Origin of the sequence: Pseudonocardia sp. NPDC049154 (assembly GCF_040648315.1) — a bacterium.
Lineage (GTDB): Bacteria > Actinomycetota > Actinomycetes > Mycobacteriales > Pseudonocardiaceae > Pseudonocardia.
Genome location: NZ_JBEZDN010000082.1, coordinates 12,476 through 34,707 on the forward strand (window position 1 = coordinate 12,476; position 22,232 = coordinate 34,707).

The 22,232-nt window shown below is 74.1% G+C and carries 20 protein-coding genes and 1 pseudogene; 10 read left to right on the forward strand and 11 right to left on the reverse strand.

Annotated features, from left to right (window positions below):
* Positions 1–258 precede the first annotated feature (258 nt).
* Both AB0B41_RS29525 and AB0B41_RS29530 read left to right on the forward strand, forming a co-directional pair.
* Positions 259–1,956: a lipopolysaccharide biosynthesis protein gene (locus AB0B41_RS29525; RefSeq protein ID WP_358209067.1), complete on the forward strand. Its 1,698-nt coding sequence runs from the start codon at positions 259–261 to the stop codon at positions 1,954–1,956.
* Between the two features lie 37 nt (positions 1,957–1,993).
* Positions 1,994–3,376, forward strand: a complete 1,383-nt coding sequence (locus AB0B41_RS29530) for a glycosyltransferase family 4 protein (protein ID WP_358209069.1) — start codon at positions 1,994–1,996, stop codon at positions 3,374–3,376.
* A gap of 75 nt (positions 3,377–3,451) precedes the next feature.
* On the opposite strand, the gene AB0B41_RS29535 is transcribed toward AB0B41_RS29530, so the two are convergent.
* The 7 genes from AB0B41_RS29535 to AB0B41_RS29565 all read right to left on the reverse strand — a co-directional run bounded on the left by AB0B41_RS29535 (position 3,452) and on the right by AB0B41_RS29565 (position 11,891).
* Positions 3,452–4,324, reverse strand: coding sequence for a glycoside hydrolase family 16 protein (locus AB0B41_RS29535; RefSeq protein ID WP_358209071.1), 873 nt, complete (start codon positions 4,322–4,324; stop codon positions 3,452–3,454).
* Between the two features lie 100 nt (positions 4,325–4,424).
* Positions 4,425–5,675: a glycosyltransferase family A protein gene (locus tag AB0B41_RS29540; RefSeq protein WP_358209073.1), complete on the reverse strand. Its 1,251-nt coding sequence runs from the start codon at positions 5,673–5,675 to the stop codon at positions 4,425–4,427.
* 52 nt (positions 5,676–5,727) lie between these two features.
* Entirely contained in the window at positions 5,728–7,431 is a 1,704-nt protein-coding gene (locus AB0B41_RS29545) for a choline dehydrogenase (RefSeq protein WP_358209075.1), read from the reverse strand.
* A gap of 129 nt (positions 7,432–7,560) precedes the next feature.
* Positions 7,561–7,935 carry a hypothetical protein gene (locus AB0B41_RS29550; protein ID WP_358209077.1) on the reverse strand — a complete coding sequence of 125 codons (375 nt, stop codon included), beginning with the start codon at positions 7,933–7,935 and terminating at the stop codon, positions 7,561–7,563.
* Positions 7,932–10,007: a hypothetical protein gene (locus tag AB0B41_RS29555; protein WP_358209079.1), complete on the reverse strand. Its 2,076-nt coding sequence runs from the start codon at positions 10,005–10,007 to the stop codon at positions 7,932–7,934. Before AB0B41_RS29555 ends, AB0B41_RS29550 begins: the two co-directional genes overlap by 4 nt.
* Positions 10,004–10,381: a hypothetical protein gene (locus AB0B41_RS29560; protein WP_358209081.1), complete on the reverse strand. Its 378-nt coding sequence runs from the start codon at positions 10,379–10,381 to the stop codon at positions 10,004–10,006. The genes AB0B41_RS29555 and AB0B41_RS29560 overlap by 4 nt, the downstream gene beginning before the upstream one ends.
* Before the next feature lie 268 nt (positions 10,382–10,649).
* Complete coding sequence (locus tag AB0B41_RS29565) at positions 10,650–11,891, reverse strand: glycosyltransferase (RefSeq protein WP_358209083.1); 1,242 nt, start codon at positions 11,889–11,891, stop codon at positions 10,650–10,652.
* Between the two features lie 419 nt (positions 11,892–12,310).
* Between AB0B41_RS29565 and AB0B41_RS29570 the strand changes: the two genes are divergently transcribed.
* The 5 genes from AB0B41_RS29570 to AB0B41_RS29590 all read left to right on the forward strand — a co-directional run bounded on the left by AB0B41_RS29570 (position 12,311) and on the right by AB0B41_RS29590 (position 16,024).
* Complete coding sequence (locus AB0B41_RS29570; RefSeq protein ID WP_358209085.1) at positions 12,311–13,204, forward strand: glycosyltransferase family 2 protein; 894 nt, start codon at positions 12,311–12,313, stop codon at positions 13,202–13,204.
* A gap of 190 nt (positions 13,205–13,394) precedes the next feature.
* Entirely contained in the window at positions 13,395–14,111 is a 717-nt protein-coding gene (locus AB0B41_RS29575; RefSeq protein WP_358209105.1) for an energy-coupling factor ABC transporter permease, read from the forward strand.
* Positions 14,108–14,476, forward strand: coding sequence for a PDGLE domain-containing protein (locus AB0B41_RS29580; protein ID WP_358209087.1), 369 nt, complete (start codon positions 14,108–14,110; stop codon positions 14,474–14,476). The genes AB0B41_RS29575 and AB0B41_RS29580 overlap by 4 nt, the downstream gene beginning before the upstream one ends.
* A gap of 1 nt (position 14,477) precedes the next feature.
* Entirely contained in the window at positions 14,478–15,242 is a 765-nt protein-coding gene (cbiQ, locus tag AB0B41_RS29585) for a cobalt ECF transporter T component CbiQ (protein WP_358209089.1), read from the forward strand.
* The gene (locus AB0B41_RS29590; RefSeq protein WP_358209091.1) at positions 15,239–16,024 is read left to right on the forward strand and encodes an ABC transporter ATP-binding protein; all 786 of its coding nucleotides are present in this window, start codon (positions 15,239–15,241) and stop codon (positions 16,022–16,024) included. The genes cbiQ and AB0B41_RS29590 overlap by 4 nt, the downstream gene beginning before the upstream one ends.
* Here AB0B41_RS29590 and AB0B41_RS29595 read toward each other — a convergent pair whose 3' ends face one another.
* The 3 genes from AB0B41_RS29595 to AB0B41_RS29605 form a co-directional block, all read right to left on the reverse strand.
* Positions 16,025–17,236, reverse strand: coding sequence for an SPFH domain-containing protein (locus AB0B41_RS29595; RefSeq protein ID WP_358209093.1), 1,212 nt, complete (start codon positions 17,234–17,236; stop codon positions 16,025–16,027).
* A 14-nt stretch (positions 17,237–17,250) separates the two neighbouring features.
* Positions 17,251–17,682: an NfeD family protein gene (locus AB0B41_RS29600; RefSeq protein WP_358209095.1), complete on the reverse strand. Its 432-nt coding sequence runs from the start codon at positions 17,680–17,682 to the stop codon at positions 17,251–17,253.
* A gap of 70 nt (positions 17,683–17,752) precedes the next feature.
* Positions 17,753–18,592 carry a DUF3097 domain-containing protein gene (locus AB0B41_RS29605; RefSeq protein WP_358209097.1) on the reverse strand — a complete coding sequence of 280 codons (840 nt, stop codon included), beginning with the start codon at positions 18,590–18,592 and terminating at the stop codon, positions 17,753–17,755.
* 168 nt (positions 18,593–18,760) lie between these two features.
* Between AB0B41_RS29605 and AB0B41_RS29610 the strand changes: the two genes are divergently transcribed.
* The gene (locus tag AB0B41_RS29610; RefSeq protein ID WP_358209099.1) at positions 18,761–19,549 is read left to right on the forward strand and encodes a hypothetical protein; all 789 of its coding nucleotides are present in this window, start codon (positions 18,761–18,763) and stop codon (positions 19,547–19,549) included.
* Between the two features lie 116 nt (positions 19,550–19,665).
* Here the strand turns inward: AB0B41_RS29610 and AB0B41_RS29615 are convergent, their stop codons facing one another.
* Positions 19,666–20,523 (reverse strand): LysR family transcriptional regulator, encoded by an 858-nt coding sequence (locus AB0B41_RS29615; protein ID WP_358209101.1) that lies wholly within the window; start codon positions 20,521–20,523, stop codon positions 19,666–19,668.
* A gap of 70 nt (positions 20,524–20,593) precedes the next feature.
* Here AB0B41_RS29615 and AB0B41_RS29620 point away from each other — a divergent pair, with 70 nt between their 5' ends.
* Together AB0B41_RS29620 and AB0B41_RS29625 are read left to right on the forward strand one after the other, a co-directional pair.
* A complete protein-coding gene (locus AB0B41_RS29620) occupies positions 20,594–21,775 on the forward strand; it encodes an FAD-binding protein (RefSeq protein WP_358209103.1) in 1,182 nt (393 codons plus the stop codon).
* A gap of 65 nt (positions 21,776–21,840) precedes the next feature.
* Positions 21,841–22,232: pseudogene (locus AB0B41_RS29625) on the forward strand (MarR family transcriptional regulator); the annotation flags it as partial.

Below are 22,232 nucleotides of genomic sequence, written 5' to 3' on the forward strand. Positions count from 1 at the left end.
ATAGCCGCGCGCCCCGGCCGCCCTCCGCGGCACCGCGTGACCGGCGGGACACCGGGACGGGCGGCGTAACACGCTCCGTCGGGTGATCGATGGACGACGCGGGGTCCCCACCGGGCCCCGGCGCAAGATCGCGCACGCTACACCCCGGGACCGGCGGCGGCGAGTCGACCATTAGGCTCCGGGGACCGAGACGAGGAGCGGCGACCAGCGCCCGCCGGGTGCGCGCGGCACGGACAGGTCTGACGGGGTACTTCGGTAGTGGAGCGAGACAGGGGTCCGGTGCGCGGCGACGAGCGACTCGCGGGCGGCCCGGGCAGGCCCGCCGCGGGCGCGCCGGCCAACCGGATCACCGGACCGGGTGCGGACCCGTACGCCGATCCCCCCACCGAGCGGTTCGCCGCCGTCCAGGTCCCCGCACCGGGCACCGCGGAGAACGCCGCGCTCGACACCATCGGCCTCCGCACCGCGCGGATGCCGGAGGTCGCCGAAGCCCCGGCCGCGGCCGACCCGGCGTCCCCGGAGACGGCCGAGCTGCCCGAGACGCCGGGCCCCGAGACGCCGGGCCCCGAGACGCCGCGCAAGCGCCGCTCGCTGCTGCCCAGCCTGGAGCTCAACGCCTTCGCGCTGATGGCCGCCACCGGCATCACCGCGCTCGTGGGCCTGGGGTTCTGGGCGATCGCCGCACGGCTGCCCGCCGCCGAGGTCGGCAGGTCCTCGGCGATCCTGTCCACCGCCACGATGCTGTCGCAGGTCGCGGCGTCGAACGTCGGGCTGCTCTTCGGCCGCGTGCTGGCGTCGGCCGGCACGAAGGCGCGCAAGCTCGTCCTGGGCGGTTACGCGATCGCGCTCGTCATCGCCCTCCTGCTCGGCGCGGGCTTCCTGGTCTTCTTCCCGCACGACGAGCTGTTCCCCACCTTCTGGGACCGGGCTGCGTTCCCGCTGCTCGTCGCGCTGCTCGCGCTGTCGACGCTGCAGGACTGGGTGCTCACCGGGCTGCGCCGCTCCACCTGGATCCCGCTCGAGCAGCTGCTGTTCGCGCTGGGCAAGATGGGACTGCTGATCCTCTTCGCGAACCTCGCGTTCGAGAAGGGCATCCTCGTCGCCTGGGCGCTGCCGATCATCGCGCTGCAGCTCGTGATCTCGCCGATCCTGTTCCTGCGCCTGCTCCCCCGCGTGCCGCCGCCCGGCGAGGGCACGCCGCCGATGCCGGACCGGCGCGGGCTGCTGTCGATCTTCCTGGCCGAGTACGCCACCGGCGCCGTCACGGTGATCATCCCGCTGGTGCTGCCGCTGCTGGTCGTGGCGCGGCTGGGCACCGAGGCCAACGCCTACTACGCGCTGCCGTGGCTGATCGCCGAGTCCTTCAGCGTGCTGATCTGGAACATCAGCTCCTCCTACGTCGTGGAGGCCAGCCACGACCGGCGCGAGCAGTGGGCGCTGATGAAGCGCACCTTCCGGCTCAGCTACCTGATCGGCGGCCTCGGTGTGCCGTCGCTGTTCTTCCTGGCCCCGTGGGTGCTCTCGGTGCTCGGCGACTCCTACTCCGAGCAGGGCACCTGGGTGCTGCGCTACGCGGTGCTCGCGATCCCCTTCACGATCATCAACATGAACTTCATCAACACCTCCCGGCTGCGCAACCAGATGGGTCGCGTCGTGGTGCTCGAGGTGTTCACCGCGGCCCTGGTCATCGGCCTCGCGGTGGTGCTCATGGACCGCATGGGCATCGGTGGCGCCGGCCTGGCGTTCCTCCTCGCCCAGGCCGTCACGGCGCTCGTCGTCGCCGTCCCGCTCGTCCGCTTCATGCGGACGCTGCGGCACGACGCCGTCGAGGAGGAGACCGGCCGCACGTCGGAGCCGGGCGACGATCCCGCCGGCCCCACCGACCGTTCCGACCCCCCGACAGAGCCGACCCCCGTCGCCGGACTGGCGACGGGAGCAGGCCGGCGCCCGTCCTGACGGACGGCCTTCTTCACACACGAGGGAGACCCGAGGAGTGAACGCGCACAGCGCTCCCCGCGCGAGCCGCTGGCCGACGGACCGGCCGCTGCGCCTGCTCGTCGTCCTGCACAACCTGGACATCGGCGGCAGCCAGCGCAACTCCGTGGACCTGGCCGCGGGCGTGCGGGACATGGGCCACGAGGTCGTGGTCGCCGGGCCGCCCGGTGTCCTCGAGGACGTCATCCACAAGCGCGGGGTCCGGTTCGAGGCGGTCGAGGAGCTGGTCCCGGACAACATCGCGCCCACCGCGCGGGCCGCGTACAAGCGGATCCGTGACCTGTCCCGGCGGCTGCGGCCGGACCTGATCCACGCCTACGAGCTCACGCCCTCGCTGCTCGCCTTCCTCGGCCCGCACCGCCTCGACGACGTGCCGATGACCATGACGATCAACAGCATGTCCGTGCCGGACTTCATGCCCGGCTCGGTGCCGCTGCAGGTCTGCGGGCCCTTGATCGCGATGGAGACCCGCGAGCGCAGCGGCTCGATCGGCGTCCTCGAGATCCCGACGGACACGGTCGGCCAGTACCCGGACTACCCCGGCGGCGACGCCTTCCGGGCCGAGCTCGGGATTGCGCCGGACGAGATCGCCGTCGTCGTGGTCAGCCGGTTCGCCCGGGCGCTCAAGCAGGAGGGCCTGGAGACGGCCATCCGCGCCGCCGGCCGGATCCCGCCGCACCACCGGCTCCGGCTGGTGATGGTCGGCGACGGGCCGGCGATGCCCGAGCTGCGCGCCCTCGCCGACGCGACGAACGCCCGCGCCGGCCGCGAGGTCGTGCTGCTGCCCGGAATGCGGGTCGACCCGCGGCCCGCCTACGCGTCCGCGGACATCGCCCTCGGCATGGGCGGGTCGATCCTGCGGGCGATGGCCTTCGGCAAGCCCTGCATCGTGCAGGGCGAGCGCGGCTACTTCCAGATGCTCGACCGCGAGTCGGCCCGGCTGTTCCGCTGGCGCGGCTTCTACGGCATCGGCGACGGCGGCACGGGCGAGGACGCGCTGGTCCGCGAGCTGACCACGCTCCTGGACGACCAGGTGCGCCGCAAGGAGAACGCCGCGTTCGCCCTCGAGCTCGTGCGCCGGCACTACAGCCTCGAGCACGCCCTCCGGGTGCAGATGGAGTGGTACCAGAAGGCCCTCGCCGAGCACGTCCGCCCGAGCCGCAGCGAGGTGGCGCGCACGGTCGCGTCGGTCGGCGCCTGGTTCGCCGCGCGGGCCGCGGGGCGGGTCAAGCCGGACACCTTCAACAGCTCCGAGCGGATCGCGCCGGGCATCGCCGGCCCGGTGCCGGACTGGTTCGACCCGGACATCGACACCGACACGGGCAGCATCGACATCGCCAACGCGAAGACGCTGAAGCTGAAGGCGGTCCGCCGGGCCTGAACCCGGCGCGACCCCGAGAACGACACCGGCCGGTGCCCCTCGCGGGGGCACCGGCCGGTTCGTGTCCGGGGTGGGTCAGCCGGCGTACTGGTACTCCTTGACCCAGTCGACCTGCATCTCCGAGGGCTTCACGTTGCCCGGGTCGCCGTCCTCGGGGAACCAGTCGAGCTGGATGCACAGGTGCATCGGGCCCGGCGGCAGCGTGTCCTTGTCCTCGATCCGGTACCACTCGCGGCCGTCGAGGTAGCCGATGATGTGGTCCGGGGTCCACTCCACGGCCCAGTTGTGCCACTCGGTGCCGTCGACGTCCACCGAGTGCTCGATCTGCTTGTTGTCCTTGCTGTAGTGCAGGAACGAGTTCACGTTCTGCCGGTCGCCCGAGGTCGCCTCCATGAAGTCGATCTCGCCGCCCTCCGGCCAGTTCTCCTCGTCCGGCCACAGCAGCAGCAGGGCGTGGTACGTCGGGTCGCTGGCCGGCATCTTCACCCGGCCCTCCCAGCGCCCGTACATCTGACCCGGGTTGAGCGCGAGGCCACCGGTGTTGCCCTGGGCGTCGCCCTTGATGGTGAGGATGCCGTCGTTCACGTGGATCGACTCGGTGGTGCGGCGGCCGTTGCCGTCGTGCCCCTCGCCCTTGTAGATGCTCCAGCCGGCGGGGCGGGGCCCGTCGAACTCGTCGACGCGGCTGGGCTCACCCCAGCCCAGCAGGGTGGCGGCGCTCGTGTCCGCGCCCGCGCTCTGGGTCTGCGTGGGCGTCGTCGGGCCGGGCGGCTCGGACACGCTGCCGCTCCCGGGGATGTTCCCGGAGTCCGACGACGGGGAGCCGACGAGCACGGCGATCAGCGCGAGCACGGCCACGACGGCGACGCCGCCGATGATCAGGCCGGTGCGGCGGGAGATCCCCCGGGTGGGGGCTCCGCCGCCACCGGGCCCGGACTCTTCGGACACTGGGACTCCTCGTCACATCGGACAGCTCAGATCGGACAATTCGGACAGAAGGCGAGCGTAGAGCACCCCGCGGACGCCCCCGTCACCGAGTCCAACGACGTCAGCGGTCGGACGTGACGTGCGAGTTCACCGGGGACAGCCGGGGCACCCTGCCGCCGACCCGCCGGGTCGCCCGGCGACCCCGGACGTAGGCCGAGCCGCCGTCGACGATCCAGGCCAGTCGCTCCCCCAGGCTCCCGGCGGCCACGCCCTCGCCGGCGGTGGACTCGCGCGCGCCGATCTGCCGGAACTGCGCGAACGCGGCCGGGATGCGCTTGGCGGCCATCGCCCCCGCCCGGGGGTCCAGCGCGATCTTGGTGAGGAACGCGCCCAGGCCCATCGAGTAGCCCCGCAGCTGGCTGCGCAGCTCCTCCGGCGACGACCGGTGGTGGTGCCAGACGAACGCGCCCGGGTCGTAGCCCACCCGGTGCCCGGCCAGGACCAGACGGACCATGAACTCGCAGTCCTCGCCGCCGCGCGTCGGGGCACCCGCGCCCAGCGCCTCGTCGAACCCGCCGACGGCGCGCGCGACGTCCGCCCGGACGGCGAAGTTGGCGCCGATCCCGAACAGGCCCGGCGAGAAGGGGAAGATCGCGGAGTCCGCGGGCGGGTCGGCCAGCGAGTAGCGGCGCGCCTCGAAGCCCCGGTTCCACACCAGGGCGCGCTCTGCGGCCAGCTGCTCCTCGGTCTCCAGCACGGCGCCGATCACCGGCCCGCTGAGGCAGGCGAGGTCGGGCTCGGCGGCGAACACGGCCGCGATGCGGCTCGCCCACTGCCGGTCCACCTCGGTGTCGTCGTCGGTGAACGCGACGAGCCGGGTGACCGCCTCGCGCAGCCCGCGGTTGCGGCCCACCGACAGGCCGCGGCGCCGCTCGCGGACGTAGATCACGCCCCGGTCGGCGAACTCCTCGGCGACCAGCCGGGTGCTCTCGTCCGGCGGGTCGTTGTCCACCACGACCACGGTGACGGCGGGGTGGTCACCCGCCACCACGGCGGCGATGCTGGTCCGCAGGCTCTCCGCCCGGCCGCGCGTCGCGATCACCACGGTGAGCGGCTCCACCGAGCGCGGCAGCGCCTGCTCCTCACCCGTGTCCGGCCCCAGCTGCGCCTCGATCGCGGCCCGCACGGTCGACGTGGTCGCGCGACCGCCGGTGAGGCCGACCGAGATCAGCCCCGCGGGCACGCCGCCCGCGGTCACCAGCAGCCGGGCCGCCAGGTACCGGGGGTCCACCGACAGGTCGAGGGCGTCCGGCCCGTCGGTCCGCCGCTCGACCCGGCCGACCCAGGCCGGCGCCCGCCCCGGCAGCTCCATGCTTCTCCTTCGTGGTTCGTCGGCGGTGCGCCTGCCGCACCGCCCGGTGGCGTCAGGCCTGGCCGGCCGGCGCCACCACGTCCTCGGAGGCCGCGGCCGGCCGCGCCTGCGAGACGACCTGCGGGCGGGCGAGGTGCACCGGCTCCAGCGGCGTGTTGCCGAGGATCATGTCCGACGCCTTCTCGGCCACCATCAGGGTGGGCGCGTAGGTCTGCGTGTTGGTCACGGTCGGGAAGATCGACGCGTCGACCACCCGGATCCCGTCGACGCCGTGCACCCGCAGGGTGTCGGGGTCCACGACGTCGTCCGGGGTGCGGCCCATCCGGGCGCTTCCCGTGGGGTGCAGCCCGGTCTGCGCGGTGTGCGAGATCCAGTCGAGGATCTCCTCGTCCGTCCGGAACTCCGGCCCGGGGACGACCTCCCCGCCGTCGACGCCCGAGAAGGCCGGCTGGGACATGATGTCGCGCGCGATGCGGATCGCCTTGACCCAGTCGTCCCGGTCCCGCTGGTTGTCCAGGTAGTTGAAGATGATCCGCGGGTGGGCCGACGGGTCGGCCGAGCGCAGCGTGACGCTGCCGCGGGAGCGTGCCGCCATGGTGCCGACGTGCACCTGGTAGCCGTGCCCCTCCACGATCCGCTTCTCGTCGAAGGCCATCGCCATGGGCGCGAACCCGACGATGACGTCGGGGAACTCCATGTCCTCGTTGCTGCGGATGAAGCCCGCCGCCTCGAACAGGTTGCTCCCCGCGGGGCCCCGGCCGGCGAGCCACTGCAGGCCCATCTTCGGCCAGTTCTTCTTGTCCTTCATGTGCACCATCGAGATGGGCTGGGTGCACCGGTGCTGGACCTGGACGGCCAGGTGGTCCTCGAGGTTGTGGCCGACCCCGCGCAGGTCGTGGACCGGCGCCACGCCGACCGCCTCGAGCTCCTCGGCGCGGCCGACCCCGGACAGCTGCAGCAGCTGCGGGGTGTTGAACGCGCCGCCGGAGAGGATGACCTCCTTGGTCCGGACGATCTCCTCGTGGCCGCCGGCGCCCCGGAAGGTCACCCCGACCGCGCGGGTCCCGGAGAACACGACCTGCGTGGCGAGCGCGCGGGTGCGGACCTCGAGGTTGGGCCGCCCCATGACCGGGTGCAGGTACGCCTGCGACGACGACTGCCGCCGGCCCCGCCGGATGTTGCGGTCGAACGCCGCGAAGCCCTCCTGCACCGCGCCGTTGAGGTCCGCGGTCAGGTTGTACCCGGCCTGCTGGGCGGCCTCGAAGAACAGTGCGAACAGAGGGTGGTCGGCCGGGGCGCGCTCCACCGTCTGCAGGCCGCCGCGGCCGCGGTACTCGTTCCCGCCGAAGGTCAGCGAGTCCTCGATCTTCTTGAAGTACGGCAGGACGTGCGCGTAGTCCCAGGCGTCGTCGCCGACGACCTTCGCCCACTGGTCGAAGTTCGCCGGGTGGCCCCGGACGTAGGTCATGGCGTTGATCGAGCCGGAGCCGCCGAGCAGCTTGCCGCGCGGCAGGTCCATGCGGCGGTTCTGCATGAACGGCTCGGGCTCGGAGACGTAGTGCCAGTTGTGGCTCTTGCTGGCGATCGCCAGACCCATCGCCGCCGGCATGTGGGTGAACACGTCCCAGAACGGGTCCGATTTCCCGGCCTCGAGAAGGAGCACCCGGTGGGCCGGGTCGGCGCTCAGGCGGTTGGCCAGGACGCACCCGGCCGCACCACCGCCGACCACGACGAAGTCGTAGACCTTGTCCGACATGAGGTGTGGAGCCCTCCTCCTGGGAACGCTGCGTACCTGCCCCCGCGTCGCCGCGACCCGGGCCTTTCCGGGTCGCCGCCCGCAGCGGCGGTCACGATATCGCGGTGAAATCCACCACCCCGACTCAGGTCAGGGCGCGGCGCCCGCCGCGGGTGCGTTCGGGTTCGCGTTCGGGTCTGCGTTCGGATCAGTGGCCGCGGGGGCGTTCGGGTCCGCGGGCGGGGCCGGAGCAGGCTGCTGCGGCTCGTCCAGCGGGAGCCCGGTGACGGGGTCGGTGCGGGTCAGGACGGAGTGGACGACCTGCTGGCCCCCCTGGATGGTGAGCATCGCGACGACGACGGCGACGACGCCGACCGAGGCCGCCGTGAGCGCCCGCACCCGCGTGGGCGTGCGCTCCAGCCGGCCGCGGCTGCTCTCCACCACCCAGGCCCGGATGCCGAGGACGACCAGCAGGCCGAGGAACGACAGCCACACCCACTTGTCGAATCCCGGGTCGATCGTCATCCGGGCCTCCCCGCGGTACCGCCCGGGAGCACGGGCACCCCGACCTTGCGCAGCACGTAGTCGTACGGGTCGTCCGGGCTCTGGTACCAGAAGTAGTACGTGCCCTGCCGGACCAGGGTGTTGGCGTAGTCCAGCGACCAGTTGTGCGGTTTGCCGTAGAGGTAGACGCCCTGGGCCTCGATCGACCCGAAGTTCACGAGGACGTCGGGAGAGACCTTCGCCGTGCACCCGATCGGGTCGTCCGACACGCCGATCCGGCCGCAGCCCGGCACGCCGCCGCCGCGCCCGAAGAGCGTGAGGCCCTCGATCGCGAACGGCCCGGGGTCGGAGACCGGGATGACGTTCTGCCCGGGCGGGGTCGTCGCGACGACCGACCGGTACATCGCGGCGTCCTCGGGGTAGACGACCTGGTAGGAGTCGTTGCCCCCGCGCAGGAACACCAGCGTGCCGAACAGCGCGACCATCCCGACGGCCAGCACCGGCCGCATCCACGCGCGCTTGCGGACCGTCCAGCGCAGGAAGTCCGCGCCCAGGATCGTGAGGATCGGCAGGCCGAACAGCACGATCCGCAGGAAGCCCTCGCTGCCGTAGCCCTGCGCGGCGAACGCCATCGGCACCACGGCGAGCCCGATCGGCACGAGGTCGCGGCGGCGCCGCCAGTAGACCCACGCGCCCACGATGCCCAGCAGGTACGACAGCCCGGCGACGAGCACCCGCCCGTACTTGACGACGATCTGGCCCGCGTCGCCGGTCAGCCGGTCGGCCACGCCCTCCTGCAGCGCGGCGCCCGTGTCGCCGGTGCCGATGAACAGCGTGATCTGGTTCATCCAGATGGAACGGGCGGCGATCAGGATGAAGAGGACCACGCCGATCACGCCGACCAGCACGAGCCCGCGGCCCCGGTAGCGGCCCACGACGGCCAGCAGGAACAGCTGGCCGAGGATCGCGAACGGGGTGAGCTGGTGGGCCGGGATGACCGCGAGAATGCACAGCGCCGCGCAGAAGTAGACCAGCAGCAGCTGCCGCGGGGGCAGGGTCGGCCGGTTCGGCGGCGTCATGCCGGAGACCAGCCAGCGGTGCAGCAGGGGCAGGCGCTTCGCGCCGCGGTGCGGGGCCGGCCAGCCCGGCACGCCACTCGGGTCCGTCCGGCGGGTGGCCAGCGGGCCGAGGGCGAACGTCAGCACGGTGAGCAGCAGGCAGATGCCCGTGGCCTGCGGTGAGAAGTAGTCCTGCTCGATCCAGTTCAGGCCGACGAACAGCCAGGCCGCGGCCCAGGGGGCGCGGGTGCCACCCAGCATCGAGCGGGCGAGCGCGTAGATGCCGATGGCCCACACCGTGACGACGGCGGGCGGGAACCAGCGCAGCACCTCGTCGAGCTGGTCGGCGCCGCCGGCCTGGCGAAACCACGCCCACTGGGCGAAGAACGCGGGCCAGGAGAACCGGGCGTCGAGGCCCTGCGGCGGGACGCCGTTGGCGACCGCCACCGCGTCGACGAAGCCGGTGATCGTCCAGGCCGTGCCGAACCGCGCGGCGGGCTCGACGACCGACGGCAGGCCGGTCGAGCAGAGGATGAGGACGCCGGTGGCGGTGCCGAGCATCGGGATGCGCGGGCGCCGGGCGTAGAGCTCGGAGAGGCAGGAACCGATCGCGAACAGCAGGGCCAGCCAGCCCGGGATGCCGAGCACCTTGGCCAGGCCCCAGCCGTCGAGCGCCTGCAGGTCGGTGGTGACCACCGCGAGCGGCAGCATGGCCACCGCCAGCAGGGCGAGCGCCGGCGAGAGCCAGCGGTCGATCACGACCCGGTTCCGCCGGTACCACGACGGCTCGGCCGGCGGCTCGGCGTCGGCCGGCGGTTCGGCGGGCGGGACGACCGGGATCGCCGCGGTGGGCGGGTCGGTGCCGTCCGGGCCGTTCCCCGGTGTCGGGCCGACGGGGCGGAGGACCTGCGTGGCCTCGGGATCGCTGCGGACGGTGCCGCCCTGCGCGTCCGCGGCGCCGGTCCCGGTGCGGCCGCCGTCCTCGCGCGGGGTCCCGCCGTCGCGGGCACCCCGGCGGGTGTCCTGGGTGGTCACTGCGCGACCACCGCGTGCCGGAGCAGGAACGGGATGCTGATCCCGGTGACGATGTAGAGCATCAGGTCGGGGTGCCACCAGACGGTGCTGACCATGATCTGCGCGGCGAGCAGCGTGGTCGCCACGCCGACGCCCAGGGTCAGCAGCCAGACGTGCGCCGCGGGCGCTCGGCGCAGGAAGCCCGCCGCGGACCAGCCGGGGCCCAGCAGCAGGAAGCCGATCGTGACGAAGAGGCGGATGTCGCCGGCGGCACCGCCGGTCACCTTCAGCAGGCTCAGTGCGCAGGCCGCGACGCCGGCGACGACGAGCATCAGCGCGACGCCGCGGCGCGCGGTACGGGCGCGCGTCAGCTCCGCCGCGGAGGGCATGCTCACCGCGTCACTCCGTTCCCTCGCCGGACGTCGTCCGTGGCCGACACCGTTCCCGTGCCCGGTTCCGCTGCAGTGCTGGGCCCCGTCCTGCTGGGCCCGGTCCTGCTCGGCGCCATCCTGCTCGGCGCCATCCTGCTCGGCACCGTCTCGCTCGACACCGCGCGGCGCACCGGCCCGCGCGGCGGGACCGCGGCACACCGTCCGGCGCCGGACGGACCCCGGCGCCCGTCAGGAGTATGCCGGGCGCCGGTGATCCGCAGGAGGCGCCCCCTCAGGAGGCCTCCTCCTCGAGGGCGTAACGCGCGTCGAGCGCCTCACGCTGCGCCGTGGCGCGTTGGGGCGCGGGACGGTCGGTCCCGGCCGCCGGACGGTTGGCCGGACGCGGCGACGGGCGCGGCGGGGCGGTCGCCGCGGGCGGCGATGGCGGCACGGCCGGGGCCGCCTCGACGGGCTCGACGGGCTCGGTCGTCGGGGGCACCGGCAGGGTGTCGGCGGTCCCGAGCGGGCGGCCGTTCCCGTGCCCGTTGGCGTGGCCGCTCGGGTGGCCGCTCGTGTGGCCGCTCGTGTGGCCGTTGCCGTTCGCGTGTCCGTTGTGGACGGCGTGCCCGTTCTGTCCGCCGTGGCCGTTCGACGGCGCGTGCCCGTTCTGCGCGTGCCCGGTGACGGTGCCGTTGACCGCTCCGTTCACGGCACCGTTCAGCGGGGCGCCGCTCACCGGGCCGCTCACCGGGCTGTCGAGGGGCGTGCCGTACCGCGCCGCGACCGGAGCCGCCACCGCCGGTGGCTCCCCGCGCCGCTGGTTGGCCCGCCGCCGCTCGGCGGCCAGGGTGCGCAGGACCCGCGTGCCGTCGGCGAAGGTCCGCAGGTTCGTGTCGCCGAAGAGGCGCTCGCGCTCGTAGGAGGGCACCTCGGTGACCCGCAGCTCGGCCGCGGCGACCCGGCAGGCCAGCACGGTCTCGATCTCGAAGCCGTCGCCCCAGAGCATCGACCCGTCGTCCGGTGCGGGAGCGTCCACCGCCGGCAGCTCCAGCAGGGGCAACAGGTCGGCCCAGAAGGCGTTGTAGCCGTAGCAGAGGTCCGAGTGCCGCGTGCCGAACAGCGCGTTGGCCACGCCGTTGAGCCCCGCGTTGCCCGTCCGCCGCAGCAGCGTGATGTCGTCGCTGCCGCCGCCGCGCGTGAAACGGCTGCCCTTCGCGAAGTCGGCACCCGCCTTCAGCGCCGCCACGAACGCCGGGATCTCCGCCGGGTCGGCCGAGCCGTCGGCGTCGAACATCACGATGATGTCGCCGGTGGCGGCGGCGAACCCGCACGCCATCGCATTGCCCTTGCCCTTGCGCGTCTGCTCGACGATCCGCACCCACGGCAGCACCCGCCGCGCGGTCTCCACCGTGCCGTCGACCGAGTTGCCGTCGACGACGATCACCTCGTGCACCGCGGGCCGCACGGCCGCGATCGCGGGCAGCACCACCTGGAGGTTGCGGGCCTCGTTCCGAGTGGGCACCACCACGGACACGGTCGGATCGTCACTGCGCTCAACCCTGCGCCGATCACTGCGCTGCATCGCAGTCTCCCCCTCGTCGCACCTCGTGTGCTGTCGCGTTGACGCTTCGGCGCCCGACTTCTGCAGGTCGAGATCTCACCCGGTACTCCGTCATCGCTTGGCTTATCTGTCGGCCTCGTCGGTGCGTTACGTGACGGGGCGTTCCCCCGACCGCGCGCACACCGCTCGCGGCGCCCCCCGTTCGGGTCCCGGACGAGCGCGCTCCGGTCACTCCGCGGGCGCTCGACTGCTCCGGGTCCACGACGCGAACCTTACGGACGGTGCGATCGGCCCGCCGACCGGGGCCGTCCCGTGTGCTCGGTAGAGTGCCGGCCCATGGACAGCACGGACCGCCACGCCCGCGCGGCGGAGCAGCGGGAACCGGGCGCCCGGTGACCGCGGCCGGCTTCCCGGGCGGCTACCAGGCCGCCGTGTCCGTGGCCGCGGCCGTCACGGACGGCGAGCGCCACCTGGCCGAGACGATCGGTTCGGTCCTCGAACAGACGGAGCCCGAGTTCGAGCTCGTGCTGTTCGACAACGCCAGCACCGACGCGACCCACGAGATCATGCGGTCCTTCGCCGACCCGCGCATCCGGGTGGAGCGGACGGGTGAGCGGCTCCCCCGGGCCGAGGCCCGCAACCGGGCCGTCGCGCTGAGCCGGTCGCCGCTCGTGAAGACGATCACGGACGGCGACATCCTGCACCCGCGGTGTCTCGAGCTGCAGATCCAGCCGCTGCTCGACGACCCGGGCCTCACGCTCGTCGCGGCCCGCCGGCACGTCGTCGACGACAAGAGCCGGGTGCTGGTCCCCCGCCGTGGGCTGAACGGGCTGATCGGCACGCGCAGCGGCGACGAGGTGGCCCGCAAGATCGTGCGCAGCCGCAGCAACCTGATCGGCGACGCGTGCAACGTCACGTTCCGGCGGGAGAGCTTCACCGCGGCGGGCGGCTGGCGAGGCCGGCGGGACGAGCTGCTCGACCTGGACTGCTGGCTGCGCCTGCTGCACCACGGGGACTTCCTCGGCCGCCCCGAGCCGCTCGCGGCCGTGCGGATCAGCGGCGGCCCGCGCCAGCCGGGCTACGCCGAGCGGGTCCGCGGGGAGCACACGGCGATCGTCGCCGAGCTCGGCGACTCCCCGGCCTACGAGGTCCGCGCGCTCGACCGGCTGGTCGGTGCGGTGCTCGCGCCCGTGGGCGCCCTGCGGCGGTCCGGCCTGTCGGTGTTGGCCTCGCGCTCGGAGAAGCGCGAGGAGCGGGAGCGCGAGCGGGCAGTCGCCGCGGCCTGACCCACCGGCCCGGCCCCACCTGCCGCCCGCGAACCGACCCGACCGGACCCGCCCGTCGGACGGGCCGCCCCCTCCGACCGGACAGTCGCACCGGTCTCGCTCCCGCACATTGTTTGCGATTGCCTCGCCGACGCGTTGAGATGGGGGCGGCGCCGTGTCCGGCGCTCCCCTCGGCACCCGGGAGGCCTCCATGGTCACCGCCATGCACATGAGCGACGGGCTGGTGAACGCCCCGACCTCGCTCGTCTTCGGGGCCGTGGCCGTCGTCGGCCTCGTGCTCTGCCTCGTCCGCGCCCGCGCGGACCTCGACGAGCGCACCGCACCGATGGCCGGGCTGGTCACCGCGTTCGTGTTCGCCGTGCAGATGATCAACTTCCCGATCCTGCCCGGCGCCAGCGGCCACCTGCTCGGCGGCGCGCTCGTCGCGATCCTCGTCGGCCCGTGGGTGGGCACGGTGTGCATCGCGATCGTGCTGCTCGTCCAGGCGCTGCTGTTCGCCGACGGCGGGCTCACCGCGCTGGGCACCAACATCACGAACATGGCGCTCATCGGCGTCTTCACCGGCTACGGCGTGGCCGTGCTCCTGCGCCGGGTCGCCCGCCGCAGCCGCGGCGGCCTGGTCGCCACGGCGTTCGTCGCCGCCTTCGTCAACACGGTGCTCGCGTCCCTGGGCTTCGTCCTCGAGTACGCGATCGGCGGCAGCGGCGGGGCCGGGCTCGGCACCGTGTTCGCGCTGATGGTCGGCCTGCACGCGCTGATCGGCGTCGGCGAGGGCGTGATCACCGCCGCGACCGTCGGCGCCGTCGCGGCCGTGCGTCCGGACCTCGTGTACCTGCTGCGGGGCACGGCGACGCCGCTGGTCCGCAGGTCCGCGCCGGCCACCCCGGCGGCGGGGGGTGCGGCGTGAACGGGCGACGCGGGTTCCTCCTCGGCTTCCTGGTGGTCGCCCTGCTCGTCGCGGGCGGGCTCTCCTACTTCGCCAGCTCCAGCCCGGACGGGCTGGACACGGTCGCGCTGCACGGCTGCCAGGTCACCGAGACCCGGGGCGGCGAGCAGCTCGACGGCACGTGCATCGCGCAGAACGCCGGCGAGCACGCGACCTCGGGCTCGCCGCTGGCGGACTACTCGGTGTTCGGCGGCGACGGCACGGTCGGGATCGCGGGCGTCGTGGGCGTGCTGGTGACCCTCGGCGTGGCCTTCGCGCTGTTCCGGGTGCTGGCCCGGCGCTCCCCGGCCCGGTCCGCGCGGTCGGCCGAGCCGGAGGACGACTGACGTGGGCGCGGGACACGCCCACCCGCTGCACCTGCATCGCGACTCCCCCGTCCACCGGCTCCCGCCGCAGGTGAAGATCGTCGCCGCGTTCCTCGGCGTGGTGTGCGTGGTCGCGACCCCGCGCGAGGCCTTCCCGGTCTTCGCGGGCTACCTCGTGCTGCTCCTCGGCGTCTGGCTCGCGGCCCGCATCCCGGTGGGCTGGATCCTGCGCCGCTCGGTGATCGAGCTGCCGTTCGTGGTGCTCGCCGTGCTGCTGCCGATCACGGGGCCGGACCCGCGGATCCAGTGGCTCGGGATGTCGCTCTCCGAACCCGGGCTGCTCGGCGCGTGGAACATCCTGATCAAGGGCACGCTCGGCGTCCTCACCTCGCTCACGCTCGCCGCCACCACGCCGATGCGGGACCTGCTCGTGGGGCTGCAGCGGCTGCGCGCCCCCGCCCTGGTCACCACGATCGCCACGCTCATGCTCCGGTACGTCGACGTGATCGCCGGGGAGGCCCGGCGGATGCGGCTGGCCCGGGTCGCCCGCGGGCACGACCCACGCTTCCTCTGGCAGGCCGGGGCGACGGCCCGCGGCGTCGGCGCGCTGTTCGTGCGTTCCTACGAGCGCGGCGAGCGGGTGCACCTCGCGATGTTGTCCCGCGGCTGGACGGGCGCCATGCCGGTCCTCACCGAGAACCGCACGACCCGGCGGGACTGGGCCGCCGGGCTGGCGCCGGTGGCCGTCGCCGCGGCGCTGGCCGTGACCGGATGGGTGATCACATGACCCGGGCCGACCCGCTGGGCGCGGCCGCCGACGTGACCCCCGCGCCGCCGTCCCTCCTCGTCCGGGACCTGCTGTTCGCCTACCCGGACGGCCACCAGGCGTTGCACGGCGTGGACCTGCGGATCGAGCCGGGCGAGCGGGTCGCCCTGCTCGGCCCGAACGGCGCCGGCAAGACCACCCTGGTGCTCCATCTCAACGGGATCCTCGCGCCCGGCGAGGGCACCGTCGAGGTGGGCGGGCTGCCCGTGACCAAGGAGCACGTGCAGGAGATCCGCCGCCGGGTCGGGATCGTCTTCCAGGACCCCGACGACCAGCTCTTCATGCCGTCGGTCCGCGAGGACGTCGCCTTCGGGCCGGCCAACTTCGGGCTGAGCGGGCCGGCGCTGGCCGAGCGGGTCGACCAGGCGCTCGCGGCGGTCGGAATGGAGGAGCAGGCCGACCGCTCGCCGCTCCACCTCTCCGGCGGTCAGCGCCGCCGGGTCGCGCTGGCCACCGTCCTGGCCTGCGACCCCGAGATCCTGGTGCTCGACGAGCCCTCGTCGAACCTCGACCCGGTCGCCCGCCGCGAGCTCGCGGAGGTGCTGCTCGGGCTGGGCCGGACCATGCTGATGGTCACCCACGACCTGCCCTACGCGTTGCAGCTCTGCCCCCGCAGCGTGGTGCTCGACGACGGGGTGGTCGTGGCCGACGGACCCACCCGGGAGCTCCTGGCGGACCGAGCCCTGCTGGAGCGGCACCGCCTGGAGCTCCCGTTCGGTTTCACTCTCGGCCAGGGCGGCTAGCTAGCGGGGCGGGGCCTCCTCGGACCAGTCGCCGCGGGCGGGGATGCCGTTGGGCGGGAGCTCCCCCGTGCCCAGGGCGGGTGGCGCCTCCTCCCCGATCGCCGGCACGTGCTGGGTCGCCTCGGCCGTGGCCGCCGCGACCTGCCGCGCGATCTCGGGGTCCCCGGTGGTGTCGAACCAGTCCTTGACGGATTCCTCGTCCTCCTCGGGGGCCGAGCGGACGCCGTCGTCGGGCGACGGGGTGTACTTGAAGACACCGTCCTCGCCGGGCGCGCCGAGCATCTTGGTGAAGCCCTCGAGCGCCTTGCCGAAGTCCGACGGCACCAGCCACACCTTGTTCGCCTCACCCGCCGCCATCTGCGGCAGTGTCTGCAGGTACTGGTAGGCGAGCAGCTCCGGCGTCGGGCGGCCGGCCTTGATCGCGGCGAACCGCTTCTCGATCGCCTTCGCCTCACCCTGCGCCCGCAGGTACTGCGCCGCCCGCTCACCCTGCGCCCGCAGGATCCGGGACTGCCGCTCGGCCTCGGCGTTGAGGATCGCCGCCTGCTTGGCGCCCTCCGCGGTGAGGATCTGGCTCTGCTTCTGGCCCTCTGCACTGCGGATCGCCGACTCGCGCTGGCCCTCGGCGGTGAGGATCATGGCCCGCTTCTCGCGGTCCGCCTTCATCTGCCGCTCCATCGACTCCTGGATCGACGGCGGCGGGTCGATGGCCTTGATCTCCACGCGCTCGACCCGGATGCCCCAGCGGCCGGTCGCGTCGTCCAGCTCGCCGCGCAGCACGCTGTTGATCTGGTCCCGGGAGGTGAGCGTCTCCTCCAGCGTCATCCCGCCGACGACGTTGCGGAGCGTCGTGGTCGTGATCTGCTCGACGCCGGTGATGTAGTTCGAGATCTCGTACACCGCGGACTTCGGGTCGTTGACCCGGAAGTAGACGACGGTGTCGATGTTCACCGTGAGGTTGTCCTGCGTGATCACCGGCTGCGGCGGGAAGGACACGACCTGCTCGCGCAGGTCGATCCGCTCCCGGATCCGGTCGACGAAGGGGACCAGGAAGGCGAGCCCCGGGTCCTGCGTGGTCTTGTACCGGCCGAGGCGCTCGACGACCGCGGCCGTGGCCTGCGGGATGATCTGCACCGCCTTCGTCAGCGTGATGATCACGAAGATCACGATCAGCACGACCACGACGAGCAGTCCGACGTTCACCGTGTCCATGTCCCTTCCCCCGTCTACTCGGCGAGCACGAGCACGGTGGCGCCCTCGATGCGCACCACCGTCACCCGGTCGCCGGGCTCCATGACCTGCTCGCCGTCGAAGGAGCGGGCGGACCACTCGTCCGGCCCGATCCGCACCCGGCCGCCGTGCCCGTCGACCCGCCGGGACACCACCGCCGGCCCCCCGACGATCTTGTCGGTGTGGTGCACGTAGCCCTCCACCGACTTCTGCGCCTTGCGCCGCAGCACCGGCCGCACCCCCGCGATCAGCAGCACCGAGGAGATCGCGAACAGCAGCGTGCTGCCCAGCCAGCCCAGGCCGAACAGCGCCGAGCCCCCCGCCGCGACGAGCGCGCCGCCGCCGAGCATCAGCAGCACGAACTCCCCCGCCAGCATCTCGCCGGCGAGCAGGGCGATCCCGGCGATCAGCCAGATCAGCGGAACCATGGCCCCAGGATGGCAGAGATCACGGACCGGGGTGGCCGAAATGATCATTTCGGTCGCACAACGGTCGGGGTCAGCCCTCCTGGGTCACGAAGTCGATCAGCTGCTCGACGGCGCCGATCAGCGAGGAGTCGAGGTCGCGGAAGGACTTCACGGCGCCGAGCACGCGGCGGGCGCCGTCGGCGGGCTCGCCCCAGCGCAGCGCCTTGCACACGCCGGTCTTCCAGTCGGTGCCGCGCGGGATCGTCGGCCACGCCCGGATCCCGACGGCCTGCGGCTTGACCGCCTCCCAGACGTCGACGAACGGGTGGCCGGTGACCAGGACGTTCGGCCCGGCAGCCAGATCGTTCATGACGGCGGCGGCCTGGCGGGTCTCCATGCTCCCGGCCACGAGGTGGTCGACGAGGATCCCGAGCCGGCGGTGCGGGGCCGGACCGAACTCGCGGACGGCGGCGGCAAGGTCGTGCACGCCGTGCAGCGGCTCCACGACCACGCCCTCCACCCGCAGGTCGTGACCCCAGACCGTCTCGAGCAGCGCGGCGTCGTGGATGCCCTCGACCCAGATGCGGGCCGCACGGGCGGTGCGCGCCTTCAGGTTCCCCACCCGGACCGAGCCCGACGCCGAGCGGACCGGCCCCGCCGGCGCGGCCGCGGGCTTCACGAGGGTGGCCGGGCGGCCCTCGAACAGGAAGGCCGCGGGGCGCAGGGGGAACACGCGACGCGCGCCGAACCGGTCCTCGAGGGTGACCTCGCGGACGTCGATCTTCACCACCGCGCCACAGAAGCCGCTCGCCGGGTCCTCCACCACCAGACCGGGTTCGGCGGGGACCTCCGGGACCTCCTTCCGCGTGCGGACCCGGGTCCCGTCGGCGCCGAACGCGCCGCGGTAGTCGTGCGTGCGGGGTGCGGGCATGTCCGGGTTGTATCCCAAGGGACACACCGGTTCGCCGACGACACGCGGAGGGGCGCCCGAAGAGCGCATCACCCGTGCGGCCGACCGGCGGCCGTTCACCGAACGTCACGCAGCGTCACCCGCACGGCAGAGGCCGGGTTCCCGTCGCCCGTGGTTAGCCTGGCGTTCGTGCCCCGCTCCTCCGCCACCTTCGCGGTGTGGTCCTCGGCCTGGCTGGCCGGGTCCGCCGCGCCGGACGACGTGCTCGACGCGCTCACCCCCTGGGCCGAGGCGCACGACGTCGTCGCCGCCGACGAGGCCACCGCCGCCGCCACGGACCTCCCCGCCCCGGGCGCGCCCGTCTCGTCGCTGACCTTCCTGCTCGCCGCGCTGCGCCGGGCCCCGCGCGGCGCCGGCCGGCTGGTGCTCCCGGTGGCCGGCGACATCCGCGGCCTGCCCGGGCCCGGCTCCTTCACCTCCGCCGCCATCGCCGCCGGTGAAGGCGTGCTGTACGGCGAGGCGGGGCTGGGCGTGGTGCCGAGCCCGATCGCCGACGGCGTCCTGCGCTGGACCGTGCACACCGTCCCGGCCCCGGTGCCGCCCGCGGAGTACGTGCCGCTGGCGGAGGCCGAGCACGAGCTGCGAGCGCAGGTCCGGGAGTCGACGTCGCTCCTCACCGACCTCGGGGTCGCCCGGCACCGGCCCGGGGTGCGCGAGGAGATCGCCGCCGCCCTGCGTGCCCGGCCGGCCACGCACTGGCCCGCCGGGATGCCGGGGCGCGCGCTGCGGGTGCTGCAGCAGGCGGACGAAGTGGAGGCGATCCTCGCCGCCGCCTCCGCCGACGAGCCCGGAGGCGCCCTCTCGGCCTCCGCCGCCACCGCCCGTCGCGAGGCCCTCCGCCCCCTCGACACCGCCGTCCGGATCGCCCGCCGCGCCGCGGTCGCGGAAGCGGTCCGCACCTACGCGCCCACGCCCTGACCCGCGAGTCGCGCTGTCCAGCACCGCGAGTCGGCAGTGTCGGGCGACCGAGTTGCACATCTCCGTTGCTCCCGGGATGTGTCGTTCGGTGACCCGTGGCTGCCGACTCGCGGAGGTCAGCTCCGGGCCCGCGCCGCGGCGATGAGGGCCCGCGCCGCAGGCCCGTTGGGACCGTCCGCCCGCCAGGCCAGCTCGATCCGGCTCCGCACCTCCGGCACCAGCCGCGCGACCCCGACGTCGAGCCCCACCGCGCGGATCGCGCTCGCCGGCAGCACCGCGACCCCCAGCCCGCGGGCGGACAGCCGCGCGAGCAGCAGCGGGTCCCCCGCCTCGAACGCGACGGACGGGCGCACGCCCGCCGACGCGCACGCCGCGTCGAAGGCGCCGCGCGGCCCCGTCCCCGGCGACATGCACATCAGGGGTCGGTGGAGCAGCTCCTCCAGCCCCACCTCGTCGACGTCGAGCCCGACGGCGACCAACGGCTGCTCGGTGATCGTCCGCGTCGCGACGCCCGGCGGCGGATCACCCGCGACGCCCGCCCACACCAGGTCCACCTCCCCCGCGACCAGCTGCGCGAGCAGCGCCTCCGAGGTCCCCTCGCGCAGCGAGATCTCGACCGCGGGGTGCGCCCGGCGGAACTCCGCGAGCAGGTCCGGCAGGTCGGTCGCGGCCAGCGACGGCGCCATCCCGACCGCCACCCGCCCGCGGACCAGGCCTTTCAGCTCGTCGACGGCCAGCTGGGCCCCCTCGACCGCCGCGAGCGCCGCCCGGGCGTAGGGCAGCACGGCCTCCCCCGCGGCCGTCGGCGTGACCCCACGGGAGGTCCGGGTCAGCAGCGGCTCACCGAGCTCGCGTTCCAGCTGCCTGAGCTGAGCGCTCACCCCGGGCTGGGCGACGTGCAGGCGGGCGGCCGCGGCCGTCACGGTCCCTTCCTCGACCACCGCGACCAGGTACTGCAGGTGACGGAGCTCCATAAGCAGCCATGCTAGCTGCGAGACGATCCATCTCTTGGACTTCTGACTGGCGTCGGCCGAGGGTGGAGCCATGACTTCGACCAGCACCCTCTCCGGCACCGTTCTCCACCCCGGCGACCCCGGCTACGACACCGAGCGACGCGGGTTCCAGGCCGCCCGCGCGCACCGTCCGGACCTCGTGGTCGTCGCCGCGGACCCGGCCGACGTCCGTGCCGCCGTGATCCATGCCCGCGAGCGCGGGCTCGACCTCGCCGTCCAGTCCAGCGGGCACGGCCTCGCCACCCCGCTCGACGGCGGACTGCTGATCAGCACCCGTCGGATGCGCACGGTCACGGTGGACCCGGCGGCCCGCCGCGCCCGCGTCGAGGCGGGGGCGACGTGGGGCGACGTCGTCGGCGCAGCAACGCAGCACGGTCTCGCACCGCTCAGCGGCAGCTCCCCCGGCGTCGGGGTCGTCGGCTATCTGCTCGGCGGCGGGTTCGGCCTGCTCGGCCGCACCTTCGGGTTCGCCGCCGACCAGGTCGGCCGGGTCGAGGGCGTCACCACCTCCGGCGAGGCGGTCGAGCTCGACCACCTCCCGACGGACGGCACCGTCGTCACCGCCGTCGAGATCGGGCTCGTCGAGCTCACCGAGGTCTGGGGCGGCTCACTCGCCGTCGAGGTCACACCTGCCGTGCTCGACGGCTGGGCCGCCTGGAGCGCCGCCCTGCCGGAGGAGGTGACGACCGGGATCTCGCTCGTGCCCTTCCCCGACGACCCGGCCATGCCCCCGCCGTTCCGCGGCCGGCACGTCGCGATGATCACGATCGCCGCCACCGTCGACGTCGCCGGTCTCGTCGGCCCCTTGCGCGAACTGGGGCCGGTGCTCCACGAGCGGCTCGGGTGGCTCCCGGTGGCGGAGTCGCACACGATCCACCACGACCCGACCGAGCCCGAGCCCTACGCGGGCGACGCCCGCCTGCTCCGCACGCTCGACGGCGACGGGTTGCGGGCGATCCCGGGCCTGACGGGCCCGTCCGCTCCGGTCCCGTCCGTGGTCGAGGTGCGTCGCCTGGGCGGGGCGTACGCGCGCGGCCGGACGGTCCCCGCGGCGTTCCGCGAGGCCGGGTACCTGCTCCGGGCCATCACCATCCTCGACGGCCCGGACGAGGCGGCCGCCCGCGCGCTCCACCGGGACCTGTTCCGCCCGTTCGCCGCCGACGATCTGGGCAGGGCGTGGACCTTCGCCTACGGCCTCGACGCGCCGAACTAGTCATTGACAAGTTACCCGCCGTGCGCCAGTCTTGTCAGTGACTAGTTCGACGAGGGGAGCTCGCGATGTCCGTCCTGACGACCACCGTCCCCACGCCCCTGGTGCGCGGGAACTGGCAGGTCCTGGAGCCCGTGCACGCGGTGCTCTACTACGCGCCCGAGGTCGCCGCAGAGGTGGCGGGGCTCGGCTTCGACACCGCCACCCGCTGGCCGTCGTACTTCCCGCTGCGGGCCGCGCCGCTCGGCCGGGCGGGCGCGGACGTCGTGACCTCGGCCTTCTACAGCGTCAGCCCGGCGATGGTGGCCGAGCACATGCGGTACGCCTGGTCCACGTCCTCACCCGACGGCGTCCTCGCCGCCCGGCTCCGCGGCGTCGACGCCGGACTCCGTGTGCTGCTCGGCCCGCTCGCCGACGCGCCCGCCACCGCGGAGGCCGCCGGGCTCGCGTGGCGGGCGGC

What these genes read in the sequence shown, in the direction of transcription:
- AB0B41_RS29605 (WP_358209097.1), bottom strand. Translation starts at nt 18,592, where the DNA reads ATGCCCGCACCCCGCACGCACGACTACCGCGGCGCGTTCGGCGCCGAC.
- AB0B41_RS29575 (WP_358209105.1), top strand. Translation starts at nt 13,395, where the DNA reads ATGGTCACCGCCATGCACATGAGCGACGGGCTGGTGAACGCCCCGACC.
- AB0B41_RS29615 (WP_358209101.1), bottom strand. Translation starts at nt 20,523, where the DNA reads ATGGAGCTCCGTCACCTGCAGTACCTGGTCGCGGTGGTCGAGGAAGGG.
- AB0B41_RS29600 (WP_358209095.1), bottom strand. Translation starts at nt 17,682, where the DNA reads ATGGTTCCGCTGATCTGGCTGATCGCCGGGATCGCCCTGCTCGCCGGC.
- AB0B41_RS29620 (WP_358209103.1), top strand. Translation starts at nt 20,594, where the DNA reads ATGACTTCGACCAGCACCCTCTCCGGCACCGTTCTCCACCCCGGCGAC.
- AB0B41_RS29545 (WP_358209075.1), bottom strand. Translation starts at nt 7,431, where the DNA reads ATGTCGGACAAGGTCTACGACTTCGTCGTGGTCGGCGGTGGTGCGGCC.
- AB0B41_RS29550 (WP_358209077.1), bottom strand. Translation starts at nt 7,935, where the DNA reads ATGACGATCGACCCGGGATTCGACAAGTGGGTGTGGCTGTCGTTCCTC.
- AB0B41_RS29595 (WP_358209093.1), bottom strand. Translation starts at nt 17,236, where the DNA reads ATGGACACGGTGAACGTCGGACTGCTCGTCGTGGTCGTGCTGATCGTG.
- AB0B41_RS29590 (WP_358209091.1), top strand. Translation starts at nt 15,239, where the DNA reads ATGACCCGGGCCGACCCGCTGGGCGCGGCCGCCGACGTGACCCCCGCG.
- AB0B41_RS29540 (WP_358209073.1), bottom strand. Translation starts at nt 5,675, where the DNA reads ATGGAGCTGCCGGGGCGGGCGCCGGCCTGGGTCGGCCGGGTCGAGCGG.